Raw genomic sequence first — 11,165 nt, forward strand, 5'->3', positions numbered from 1 at the left:
GCCGGTGGTCACGTCACCAGCCCCGCCTCGTACGCCACGATGGCCGCCTGCACGCGGTTCTTGACCTCCAACCGGTCGAGGACCGCGCTGACGTAGGCCTTCACCGTGCCCTCCACGAGGTGCAGCCGCCCGGCGATCTCCGGGTTCGACAGGCCCGCGCCGAGCAGGCCGAGCACCTCGCGCTCGCGCGGGGTGAGCGCCGCGACCCGCTGCCGGGCCGCGGCCTCCCGGGTCAGCCGGCCGCCGCCGAGCCCGTCGATGACGTGCCGGGCCACCTTCGGCGACAGGAACGCGGCGCCGTCGGCCACCGCCCGTACGCCCGCCATCAGTTCGTGCGGGTCGCCGGACTTGAGCAGGAAGCCGGTCGCGCCGCCGCCGAGGGCCCGCGCGACGTACGCGTCCTCGGAGAACGTGGTCAGCATGGCGACGGCCGTCCCCGGCACCGTCCCCGTGATCTCCTCCGCCGCCGCGAGCCCGTCCAGGCGCGGCATCCGGATGTCGAGGAGCGCCACGTCCGGGCGGTGGGCCTGGGCGAGGCGCACGGCCTCCCGCCCGTCGGCGGCCTCCGCGACGACCTCGAAGTCGCCGCCCGCGGCGAGGATCGCGGCGACTCCGGCCCTGACCATCGCCTCGTCGTCGGCGAGCAGCACCCGGATCCGTCTGCCCGGCTCGCTCAGCGCGCCCATTCCCGCTCCTCTTCCTGTACCTGGTCCGCGGTGCCCGCCTTGGGGATCACCGCCTTGTCGACGAGCGTGTGCGACGCGTCGTCGGCGAAGCAGAGCCTGAAGTGCTCGACCGTCACGAACAGTTCGCCGCTCGCCCGGTAGTAGCGGCAATCGGCCCGCGCGGGCGGCGGCGTCGGCGCGCGCTCGACCGGCGGATCGCTGATCGTGCGCTCGGGCAGCCGCGGTTCGACGTCGGCCAGGGGGGCGCCGACACGCAGCTGCGCGTACGCCTGCGGGGTGAGGACGGCGTGCGTCTTCGTGTACGCGTACCAGGTGAACGCCCCGCCGATCAGGACGGTTCCCACGACCGAGGCGGCCCCGAAGGCCAGGCCCACCCGGCGTCTGGCGGTGCGGCGGGCGTGCACGAAACCGGTGTCGGCGGGGTGCGCGCGCGGGGCGCCGGGCGCGGGGAGGCGCGCGCTCACCCGGAATCCGCCGTCGTACGGTCCCGCCTCGAAGTCGCCGCCGAGCGCGGTGATCCGGTCCCGCAGCCCGAGCAGCCCGGTGCCGCTGCCGGACGGCGCGGCGGGTGCCTCCGTCGGGCGGGCGTTGGTGACGGTGACGGTCGTGGTGGTGCCGTCCTGCCGCGCCTCTACGGTGACGGGGGCGCCCGGCGCGTACTTGGCGGCGTTCGTCAGGGCTTCCTGGACGACGCGGTGGGCGGTGCGGTCGTCGGCGCCGGGCGCGGTGTCGGGGTCGCCCACCAGCCGCACCGGGAGTCCCGACCCGGCGGCCCGCTCGACGAGTTCCGCGACCGTCTCGCCGGGCGGGGCGAGCGGGGCCTGCTCGTCGTCCTCCTCGCGCAGCAGGCCGATGATGGCGCCGAGCCGGTCGGTGGCATCGGAGGCGGCGGAGCGGAGTTCGGCGGCGGCCGTGCGGTGCGCTTCGGCGAGGCCGGGGGTGACCTGGAGGGCGCCGGCGCGCAGGGCGATGAGGCTGAGTTCGTGGCCCAGGGAGTCGTGCATGTCCTGGGCGATCCGGGCCCGTTCGCGCAGCCGGGCGCGGTCCGCGACGATCCGGTGCTCGCGCTCCAGCTGCTCGGCCCTGGCCCAGCCGGCGGCGGTCAGCTCCCTGCTCTGGCGCCAGTACCGCCCGATGAGCCACGGGAACACCGCGCCGAACAGCAGCGTCCCCATGAGCACCAGCCACTCGGCGGCGGGGTCTACCTGCCGCACGCTGATCTTGACGGTGCCGGCGACGGCGACCGCCCCGAAACCAAGAAGCGCGGACCGCACGGCCGGCGAACGCAGCCCCATCAGATACGCGAAGGCCGCGAGCGCGCACCCGTACGAGAGCGTGAACAGGGACGAGGCGACGGCGAGCCCCGGCGCGGCCGCGAGCAGGAACGCGGTGGCGGGGAACCGTCGGTGCAGCGCGGTGGCGACCCCGAGCACGGCGATCCCGGCGATCTGCTGCCAGGTGCTGTCGGGTTCGTGCAGATGCAGCCACTCGACACCGACCACGGGCACGGCAAGCGCCACCCAGAGCACCAGCTCGACCAGCAGCGTCCGACGTCGGGGTTTCACTCCGCCGACGGTACAAGCGGGGCACACCGGGGCGCCCCTGCCGATCGTCAGGTCCTGCGGGGAGGCTGCCCACCGCGGTGGCCTCGGCGGAGGTGGCCCCTCCCGGGTCCCGTTGGCGGAGGCGTGGGCCGGCCATGGGCAGCCCCACGCCACCGTGGGCGGCCCACCGCCTCCGCCAACGGGACCGACGAGGCCGCCCCGCCTCCGCCGAAGGGGCCGACAAGTCCGCCCCGCCATGGCTAGTCCGCCACCACGCCTCCCCCCGCCCCACCGGCCGACCGCAACCGCCTTGGGCAATCTGCCGCCTGGGGCGGCAGGGTGGGCAAGGCGGCCCACGGTGCCGCGCAACATAAACGACGGGCGCCAGGCTCCGGGCCCGGTGCCGCGCATCCGTCACGACGGCCCCGGACCGGACACGGCCCGAACCCCGGCGGGCCCAAGCCCACAACGGCCCGGACGCGACACAGCCCCCGAACCCCGGGTAGGCCGAAGCCCCCGGAGGGGGCGGGCGGGTGGGAGATGAGCAAACCCCGGCACAGCCGAAAGGCCCGGTGCGGCCGAGGACACGGCACAGCCGAAAAGCTCCGGCACCGCGCATCCGTCACAACGACCCCGAGCCCGACACAGCCCCGGGCCCCGGCGGGCCCAAACCCACAACAGCCCCGGCCCCGACACCGCCCCGAGCCCCGGACGGGCCGAAGCCCCCGGAGGGGGCGGGCGGGTGGGAGATGAGCAAAGCCCGGCACAGCCGATAGACCCGGTGCGGCCGAGGACACGGCGCTGCCAAGAAGCCCGGCGCAGCCGAAGGGAACGGATCAACCGGAACGCGGCCCGGGCCCGGCGCAGCCCAAGAAGGCGGATCAACCGGAGCGCGGCCCGGGGGCCCGGCGCAGCCGAGGTGCCGGCCCGCCCCCGCGCCGCCCCGGCGCAGCCGCAGCCCACCCCCGGACCACCCCAGACGCAGCCGGAGCCCACCCCGTACCAGCCCCGGCGCAGCCGGACGGCACCGCGCTCCCCCGCCCCGCCCCCCGCACATGGCAGGATCGGATACGCCATGACTGCGCTCACGAAGAACCCCGAGAACGCCGATCTCCACGCACCGGTCATCGACTGGTTCACCGAGCACGCCCGCGACCTCCCCTGGCGCCGCCCCGAGGCAGGCCCGTGGGGCGTGATGGTCAGCGAGTTCATGCTCCAGCAGACCCCGGTCAACCGCGTGCTCCCCGTGTACGAGCAGTGGCTCGCCCGCTGGCCCCGCCCCGCCGACCTCGCCGCCGAGGCCCCCGGCGAGGCCGTCCGCGCCTGGGGCCGGCTCGGCTACCCGCGCCGCGCCCTGCGCCTGCACGGCGCCGCCGTCGCCATAACGGAACGCCACGGCGGCGACGTACCCACCGGCCACGCGCAGCTCCTCGCGCTGCCCGGCATCGGCGAGTACACGGCCGCCGCCGTCGCCTCGTTCGCGTACGGCCAGCGGCACGCCGTGCTGGACACGAACGTGCGGCGGGTGTTCGCCCGCGCCGTGGCCGGCGTCCAGTACCCGCCGAACGCGACGACCGCCGCCGAGCGCAAGCTCGCCCGCGCGCTGCTGCCCGAGGAGGAGGACACCGCCGCGAAGTGGGCGGCCGCCTCCATGGAGTTGGGCGCCCTGGTGTGCACCGCCAAGAACGAGGAGTGCCACCGCTGCCCGATCGCCGCGATGTGCTCCTGGCGGCTCGCCGGCAAGCCCGCCCACGAGGGCCCGCCGCGCCGCGGCCAGACGTACGCCGGCACGGACCGCCAGGTCCGCGGCAAGCTGCTCGCCGTGCTGCGGGAGGCCGTCGCCCCGGTGCCGCAGTCGGTGCTCGACCGCGTGTGGGACGAGCCGGTGCAGCGGGCGAGGGCCCTGGACGGCCTGGTCGACGACGGTCTGGTGGAGCCGCTCGCGGGCGGCCTGTACCGGCTCCCGCAGGGCTGATCCGGGCCCGCCCCTGGGCCACCTTTAGGCCGCCCTTACGTTCGTTACACAACCGACGGGTAGTCGTGCGTTGGCCGCTGGCCGGAACGGACAACGCCGTGACAACTCCTCCGTAACTTCTTCCTCGTAACCGCACACAATCTGTGCGGACCACGGGGATTGCGGGAAGCGGGAGGCAGTTGATCATGGCGCACGCCGGTGAAGTGCTCGGGTTCGAAGAGTACGTGCGGACGCGGCAGGACGCCCTGCTGCGCAGCGCCCGGCGTCTGGTGCCCGACCCGGTCGACGCCCAGGACCTGCTGCAGACCGCCCTCGTGCGGACGTACGGGCGCTGGGACGGCATAGCGGACAAGCGCCTTGCCGACGCGTACCTGCGCCGCGTCATGATCAACACGCGGACCGAGTGGTGGCGCGCCCGCAAGCTGGAGGAAGTGCCCACCGAGCAGCTGCCGGAATCCTCGATCGACGACTCGACGGAGCAGCACGCGGACCGCGCCCTGCTGATGGACGTCATGAAGGTGCTCGCTCCGAAGCAGCGCAGCGTCGTGGTGCTGCGACACTGGGAGCAGATGTCCACAGAGGAGACGGCCGCCGCTCTCGGAATGTCGGCCGGAACCGTGAAGAGCACGCTGCACCGGGCCCTCGCCCGGCTCCGTGAGGAGCTGGAGAAGCGGGAGCGCGAGGAACTGGCCGGTCGCGCGCTCGACGTGAAGGAGCGGGAGCGTTGCGCGGCCTAGGCATACGTGCCTCGGGGATTCGTACGTCCCTGATGCGGGGGCGGTCCGCCCTGATGCGGGGCTTGAAGGCGGGGAGCACGGTGATCGCCGGGCTCGCCGCCCTCGGCCTGTTCGCCGGTGGCCTCGCCGCCTGCTCGACCGGCGGCACCGGCCCCCGTGACGAGGGCCCGGCCCGCACGGACCCGGTCGGTTCGACCGCGACGGGCAGCGCGAGCCCCTCCGCCTCCGCGTCGCCGAGCGCCCCGAACTCCGCCGCGGCGGTGCGGATCGTGAAGAAGGACCCGAAGGTCGGCGCCGACATCAAGCGCGATCTGAAGCCGTGCGTGGCGGACGAGTACCCGGTGGACGTGAGCTACGGGACGCTGACCGGCAGCTCCCGGAGCGACGTCGTGGTCAACGTGATGACCTGCGGGGACGCGGTCGGCATCGGCACGTACGTGTATCGCGACGAGGGCGGCACGTACAAGAATGTGTTCAAGGACGAAGAGCCCCCGGTGTACGCGGAGATCGACCGGGGTGATCTCGTGGTCACCAAGCAGGTGTACGAGAAGGGTGACTCGGTCGCCTCACCGTCCGGCGAGGAGATCCTCACGTACCGGTGGAGCGGGCACGGATTCACCCAGGAGAGCCGCACGCACAACGACTACAGCAACGCGGTGGACGGGGAGAGCCCGGCGCCTTCGGACGACGACGCCGGCTGAGCGGCCCGGTGAGGGCAGACGTGGAGGAGAGAACGGATGGCTGGCATGGGCGGTGAGCGCAAGGGCGAGCCGACGCACGTCCTGTTCGTCGAGGACGACGACGTCATCCGCGAGGCCACCCAGCTCGCCCTGGAGCGCGACGGGTTCGTGGTCACCGCGATGCCGGACGGGCTCAAGGGCCTGGAGGCGTTCCGGTCGGACCGTCCGGACATCGCGCTGCTCGACGTGATGGTGCCGGGGCTCGACGGGGTCTCCCTGTGCCGCCGCATCCGCGACGAGTCGACGGTCCCGGTGATCATGCTCTCCGCGCGGGCGGACTCCATCGACGTCGTGCTCGGCCTGGAGGCGGGGGCCGACGACTACGTGACGAAGCCGTTCGACGGGGCGGTGCTCGTGGCCCGGATCCGCGCCGTGCTGCGCCGCTTCGGGCACGCGGGCGGCGCGGCGGCCGCCGCCGGCGCGGCCGGGGAGGGCCCCGCGCCCGACAGCGGCACGCTGCACTTCGGCGACCTGGAGATCGACACGGACGGCATGGAGGTCAGGAAGGGCGGACAGCCGGTGGCCCTGACGCCCACCGAGATGCGCCTGCTGCTCGAGTTCTCCTCCGCGCCCGGCTCGGTGCTCTCCCGCGACAAACTCCTGGAGCGGGTCTGGGACTACGGCTGGGGCGGCGACACCCGCGTCGTCGACGTCCATGTGCAGCGACTGCGCACGAAGATCGGCCAGGACCGGATCGAGACGGTCCGCGGCTTCGGCTACAAGCTCAAGGCCTGACCGGGCTGATGGGACAGCGCATATGAGAAGGGGGACCACCCGGTCCACCGGGACCGCAGGAACCACCGGGGCCACCGGAGCCGCTTCCGCGGCGGCCGTACCCGCGCCGCGCGCCACGGGCGCCCCCGGTAAGCAGTCGGCCGCGGCGGCGCGGCCCGCCCGCTCCTGGATCCCGTACGGCCTGCGCACCGGCGTGCGCTGGAAGATCAGCGTCGCCATCGCCTTCGTGGGCGCGCTCGTCGCCGTGGCGCTCAGCCTCGTCGTGCACAACGCGGCCCGCGTCTCCATGCTGGACAACGCGCGGGACGTGCAGGACGAGCGGATCCAGTTCGTGCAGCGGCAGTACGAGGCGCGCGGCGGCAATCTGCCCGTCGGCTTCAAGGTCGACGACCCGGCGCTCCCGCACGATCTGCGCCTGAAGGCCCGCGAGGGCCGCCGCGTCACCTACGTGTCGGAGTCGGCCAGCGGCGTGCCCGACATCTGGGCCGCGGTCCCGCTCAGCAACGGCGGGATCCTCTCGGTGCACACCCGGTTCGCCGACCGCAGCGCCACGGTGATGAAGGACCTCGACAAGGCGCTGCTCATCGGCTCGATCTCCGTCGTGCTCGGCGGCAGCGCGCTCGGTGTCCTCATCGGCGGCCAGCTCTCCCGCCGCCTGCGCAAGGCGGCGAGCGCGGCCCGCGACGTCGCCGCGGGCCAGAGCGACGTCCAGGTGCGGCGCGCCATCGGCGGTGTCGTACGGGACGAGACGGACGATCTCGCGCGCGCCGTCGACGCGATGGCCGACGCCCTGAAGCAGCGGCTTGAGGCCGAGCGCCGGGTCACCGCCGACATCGCGCACGAGCTGCGCACACCGGTCACCGGGCTGCTCACCGCCGCCGAGCTGCTGCCGCCGGGGCGGCCGAGCGAGCTGGTCAAGGACCGTGCGCAGGCGATGCGTACGCTCGTCGAGGACGTGCTGGAAGTGGCCCGCCTCGACAGCGCCGCCGAGCGGGCCGAGCTGCAGGACATCATGCTCGGCGAGTTCGTGGAGCGCCGGATCGCGGCCCGCGCGGGCGACGGCGTCACGGTCCGGGTGATACACGAGTCCGAGGTGACCACGGACCCGCGCCGCCTGGAGCGCATCCTCCTCAACCTGCTGGCCAACGCCTCCAAGCACGCCCGCCCGCCCATCGAGGTCAGCGTCGAGGGCCGGGTCCTGCGGGTGCGCGACCACGGCCCCGGTTTCCCGGAGGAGCTCCTGGAGGAGGGCCCGAGCCGCTTCCGCACCGGCGCCGCCGACCGCGCGGGGCACGGCCACGGCCTGGGTCTGACGATCGCCGCGGGCCAGGCCCGGGTGCTCGGCGCCCGCCTCACGTTCCGCAACATCCGCCCGCAGGGAGCGGACCACGACGCCCCCTCCGAGGGCGCCGTGGCGGTGCTGTGGCTGCCGGAGCACGCTCCGACGAACACGGGCAGCTTCCCGATGGTGAAGCTGCCCGACTAGTTCCCGACCAGTGCCCGACTAGGCGGCGGGCACCTTGTCCGCGGGGTCCTGGTCCTTGGGCCCCGCGCCCCGCAGCACGACCTCCTTGACGAAGACCGCCGCGAGCAGCGAGCCGAGGGCGACCACGGAGCCCAGCAGGAACGCCGAGTGCGTGCCGGAGGAGACCGCGAACTGGTAGGCGTCCCGCGCCTGCTCCGGCAGCTTCGCCAGGCTCGCCGCGTCCAGCTGCGCCGACTGCTCGGTGATCTTCCCGCCGAGCGCTCCGGCCCGCTCCGCCATGACGTCCTGCACCCGGTTGTTGAACAGCGCGCCCATGATGGCGACGCCGAACGAGGAGCCGAGCGTACGGAACAGGGTCGTCGACGAGGAGGCCACGCCCATGTCCTTCATCTCGACGCTGTTCTGCGCGACCAGCATCGTGATCTGCATCAGGCAGCCCATCCCGGCGCCCAGCACGGCCATGTAGAGCCCGGACGTGAACCGCGAGGTCCCGGTGTCCATCTGCGCGAGCAGGAACAGACCGGCGATCATCAGGACGCTGCCCACCACCGGGAACACCTTGTACTTGCCGGTGTTGGTGGTGACCCGGCCCGCGATCAGCGAGACGACCATCATCGCGAGCAGCATCGGAAGCAGCAGCAGACCGGAGTTGGTCGCGGACGCGCCCTGCACGGACTGCTGGTACAGCGGCAGGAAGAGCACCGCGCCGAACATCACGAAGCCGGTGATGAAGCCGATCACGGACATCAGCGTGAAGTTCCGGTTGCGGAAGATGTGCAGCGGCACGATCGGCTCGGCGGCCTTGGTCTGCCAGAACACGAACCCGACGAGCGCGGCGACGCCGATCCCGACGAGCTCCATGATCACGGCGGAGTCCCAGGCGTACTCGGTCCCGCCCCAGGTCGTGACGAGCACGATCGAGGTGATGCCGACGGTGAGCAGCGCGGCACCGAAGTAGTCGATGGAGTGCGCGGCCCGCTTCTTCGGCAGATGCAGCACCGCGGTGATCGCCACGAGGGCGACGATGCCGAGCGGCACGTTGATGTAGAAGGCCCAGCGCCAGCCGAGGTGGTCCGTGAGGGTGCCGCCGACGAGCGGCCCGCCGATCATGGCGAGCGCCATCACGCCGGCCATCATGCCCTGGTACTTGCCCCGCTCACGCGGCGGAATCAGATCGCCGATGATGGCCATGACCCCGACCATCAGTCCGCCGGCGCCGAGCCCCTGCACGGCCCGGAAGCCGATCAGCTGGCCCATGTCCTGGGCCATCCCGCTGAGAACGGAGCCGAGCAGGAAGATCACGATGGAGGTCAGGAAGGCGCCCTTCCTGCCGTACATGTCGCCGATCTTCCCCCAGATCGGCGTGGAGGCGGCCGTCGCGAGCGTGTACGCGGTGACCACCCACGACAGATGCTCCAGGCCGCCCAGCTCGCCGACGATGGTGGGCATCGCGGTGCCCACGATCATGTTGTCGAGCATGGCCAGCAACATGGCGAGCATCAGCGCGAGCAGCACCACCCGCACGCTGCGCGGTTGTTTCACTGGCTCCTGATCCGCTTTCGCCGGCTGCACCGCCGCCTGCGTCATGGTCCCCACTCCCCCTGCGTCACCCGGACTTACTTGCCGCCCGGCTAGTTCTCTACAATGAGGAAAGTAGAGCGCCAACTAGCCGGGCGTCAAGTAAGTTTTTCTCCAAGGGCACGAAGGGCAGCAGCCGATGGTCACGGGCAGCAGCAAGCCGCAGCAGCGCCGCGGGGACACCCGCCAGCGCATTCAGGACGTGACCTTGGAACTCATCGCCGAGCAGGGGTACGAGAAGACCTCACTGCGGGAGATCGCGGAGCGCCTCGGTGTGACGAAGGCCGCGCTCTACTACCACTTCAAGACCAAGGAAGACATCCTCGTCAGCCTCTTCACGGATCTGATGGGGCCGATCGACGACGTGATCACCTGGGCCGCCGAGCAGCCGCCGACGCTCGAGGCCAAGCTCGAGATCCTCGGCCGCTACTCGAGCGCGCTCGCCGACGCCGCCCCGCTCTTCCGCTTCATGCAGGAGAACCAGGCGACGATGCGCGAGCTGAGCATCGGCGAGAACTTCAAGGAGCGGATGACGTCCCTGCTGGACCACCTGCTCCCCGAGGACGTCACGCTGACCGACCGGGTCCGCTGCCTCAGCGCGCTGATCTCGATGCACGCCGGAATGTTCGTCCTCAGAGACGTCGAAGGCGACCCCGAGGAGAAGCGCAAGGCCATCCTCGAGGTCGCCTCCGACCTGGTCACGCGGGCCCATCACGACTGACGGGCCATCGGCGCGGGCGTCGTCAGACGCGCACGCCCTCCTTCTTCAGGAAGTTGACGGGGTTGACCGCCGAGCCGTAGTCCGCCGTCGTGCGGATCTCGAAGTGCAGGTGCGGGCCACTGGAGTTGCCGGTGTTGCCGGACTTCGCGATGTGGTCGCCCGTGGTGACGGTGTCGCCGACCTTCACGTCGATCCGGGACAGGTGGGCGTACTGCGAGTACGTGCCGTTGCTGTGCTTGATGACGATGGCGTTGCCGTACGCGGGGCCGTCACCGGCGCCGTTGCCGCCGGCCTTGACGACGGTGCCGCCGTGCACGGCGGAGACGTCGGTGCCGATCGGCACGGCGAAGTCCTGGCCGGAGTGGTGGCCGCTCGCCCACATGGCGCCGCCCTGCGAGTAGCCTGCGGAGAGCTCGTAGTCCTCGACCGGGTCGATCCAGGACTTGGCCTTCTTCTCCTCGGCCGCCTTCTTCTTGGCCTCGGCCTCCTTCTTCTTCGCCTCGGCCTTCTTCTTGGCCTTCGCGGCGTTGTCGGCGGCCTTGGCCTGAGCGGTGGCCTGGGCCTCGACGGAGGAGGCGGCGATACCGGGGAGGGCGGTGTCTGCGGAGTCGGCGACCGCGGCCCCGGTCCCGAGCAGCGCCGACACACCGAATCCGGCGGCCACGACGGCAGCCCGCTTACGGAGCATCGACGTACCGGGGCGGTGGGACTGGGTGCGCTTCGACATATGGGCAGACCTTTCAACGGGGACGTGACGGGGCCCGGCGCACTGCCTCGTGCTGCCGGGCCGGCCATCCCTTGGTAACCCCGCCCCCCATCGCCACCCAAAACGCCCATCTACGACATGTCCTCGTAGACCCGCCCCGCGAACCCTCCCGCCCGGACCGTCGTCGAGCCCAGGTGAAAGTAGTCCGATTTATGACTTCATCCTTGGTTTAAGCCCACTTCATCAAAGCAAGGCAA

The 11,165-nt window shown here is 72.3% G+C and carries 10 protein-coding genes; 6 read left to right on the plus strand and 4 right to left on the minus strand.

Annotated elements, in window-relative coordinates:
• Positions 1–8: 8 nt before the first annotated feature.
• Both ACZ7L4_RS29590 and ACZ7L4_RS29595 read right to left on the minus strand, forming a co-directional pair.
• A complete protein-coding gene (locus tag ACZ7L4_RS29590; protein WP_472107422.1) occupies positions 9–686 on the minus strand; it encodes a response regulator transcription factor in 678 nt (225 codons plus the stop codon).
• Positions 674–2,251: a sensor histidine kinase gene (locus tag ACZ7L4_RS29595; RefSeq protein ID WP_472107423.1), complete on the minus strand. Its 1,578-nt coding sequence runs from the start codon at positions 2,249–2,251 to the stop codon at positions 674–676. Before ACZ7L4_RS29595 ends, ACZ7L4_RS29590 begins: the two co-directional genes overlap by 13 nt.
• A 1,054-nt stretch (positions 2,252–3,305) precedes the next feature.
• Between ACZ7L4_RS29595 and ACZ7L4_RS29600 the strand changes: the two genes are divergently transcribed.
• The 5 genes from ACZ7L4_RS29600 (at position 3,306) to cseC (ending at position 7,903) form a co-directional block, all read left to right on the plus strand.
• Positions 3,306–4,205 (plus strand): HhH-GPD family protein, encoded by a 900-nt coding sequence (locus tag ACZ7L4_RS29600; RefSeq protein WP_450810344.1) that lies wholly within the window; start codon positions 3,306–3,308, stop codon positions 4,203–4,205.
• A 185-nt stretch (positions 4,206–4,390) separates the two neighbouring features.
• On the plus strand, positions 4,391–4,942 hold the full coding sequence (locus ACZ7L4_RS29605; RefSeq protein WP_385762887.1) for a SigE family RNA polymerase sigma factor: 552 nt from the start codon (positions 4,391–4,393) through the stop codon (positions 4,940–4,942).
• 53 nt (positions 4,943–4,995) lie between these two features.
• Positions 4,996–5,643 (plus strand): hypothetical protein, encoded by a 648-nt coding sequence (locus ACZ7L4_RS29610; protein WP_472107425.1) that lies wholly within the window; start codon positions 4,996–4,998, stop codon positions 5,641–5,643.
• 45 nt (positions 5,644–5,688) lie between these two features.
• The gene (gene cseB / locus ACZ7L4_RS29615; RefSeq protein ID WP_472108139.1) at positions 5,689–6,417 is read left to right on the plus strand and encodes a two-component system response regulator CseB; all 729 of its coding nucleotides are present in this window, start codon (positions 5,689–5,691) and stop codon (positions 6,415–6,417) included.
• 22 nt (positions 6,418–6,439) lie between these two features.
• Positions 6,440–7,903 (plus strand): two-component system sensor histidine kinase CseC, encoded by a 1,464-nt coding sequence (cseC, locus tag ACZ7L4_RS29620; RefSeq protein WP_472107426.1) that lies wholly within the window; start codon positions 6,440–6,442, stop codon positions 7,901–7,903.
• Positions 7,904–7,921: 18 nt separating this feature from the next.
• Here the strand turns inward: cseC and ACZ7L4_RS29625 are convergent, their stop codons facing one another.
• On the minus strand, positions 7,922–9,490 hold the full coding sequence (locus ACZ7L4_RS29625) for an MDR family MFS transporter (RefSeq protein ID WP_472107427.1): 1,569 nt from the start codon (positions 9,488–9,490) through the stop codon (positions 7,922–7,924).
• A 130-nt stretch (positions 9,491–9,620) separates the two neighbouring features.
• Here ACZ7L4_RS29625 and ACZ7L4_RS29630 point away from each other — a divergent pair, with 130 nt between their 5' ends.
• The gene (locus ACZ7L4_RS29630) at positions 9,621–10,202 is read left to right on the plus strand and encodes a TetR/AcrR family transcriptional regulator (protein ID WP_472107429.1); all 582 of its coding nucleotides are present in this window, start codon (positions 9,621–9,623) and stop codon (positions 10,200–10,202) included.
• Between the two features lie 22 nt (positions 10,203–10,224).
• On the opposite strand, the gene ACZ7L4_RS29635 is transcribed toward ACZ7L4_RS29630, so the two are convergent.
• Positions 10,225–10,929 (minus strand): M23 family metallopeptidase, encoded by a 705-nt coding sequence (locus ACZ7L4_RS29635; protein ID WP_472107430.1) that lies wholly within the window; start codon positions 10,927–10,929, stop codon positions 10,225–10,227.
• Positions 10,930–11,165 lie beyond the last annotated feature (236 nt).

It is taken from the genome of Streptomyces sp. NPDC107575, from assembly GCF_055657265.1.

What these genes read in the sequence shown, in the direction of transcription:
- cseB (WP_472108139.1), top strand. Translation starts at nt 5,689, where the DNA reads ATGGGCGGTGAGCGCAAGGGCGAGCCGACGCACGTCCTGTTCGTCGAG.
- ACZ7L4_RS29600 (WP_450810344.1), top strand. Translation starts at nt 3,306, where the DNA reads ATGACTGCGCTCACGAAGAACCCCGAGAACGCCGATCTCCACGCACCG.
- ACZ7L4_RS29605 (WP_385762887.1), top strand. Translation starts at nt 4,391, where the DNA reads ATGGCGCACGCCGGTGAAGTGCTCGGGTTCGAAGAGTACGTGCGGACG.
- ACZ7L4_RS29635 (WP_472107430.1), bottom strand. Translation starts at nt 10,929, where the DNA reads ATGTCGAAGCGCACCCAGTCCCACCGCCCCGGTACGTCGATGCTCCGT.
- ACZ7L4_RS29625 (WP_472107427.1), bottom strand. Translation starts at nt 9,490, where the DNA reads ATGACGCAGGCGGCGGTGCAGCCGGCGAAAGCGGATCAGGAGCCAGTG.
- ACZ7L4_RS29610 (WP_472107425.1), top strand. Translation starts at nt 4,996, where the DNA reads ATGCGGGGCTTGAAGGCGGGGAGCACGGTGATCGCCGGGCTCGCCGCC.
- ACZ7L4_RS29630 (WP_472107429.1), top strand. Translation starts at nt 9,621, where the DNA reads ATGGTCACGGGCAGCAGCAAGCCGCAGCAGCGCCGCGGGGACACCCGC.
- ACZ7L4_RS29590 (WP_472107422.1), bottom strand. Translation starts at nt 686, where the DNA reads ATGGGCGCGCTGAGCGAGCCGGGCAGACGGATCCGGGTGCTGCTCGCC.
- cseC (WP_472107426.1), top strand. Translation starts at nt 6,440, where the DNA reads ATGAGAAGGGGGACCACCCGGTCCACCGGGACCGCAGGAACCACCGGG.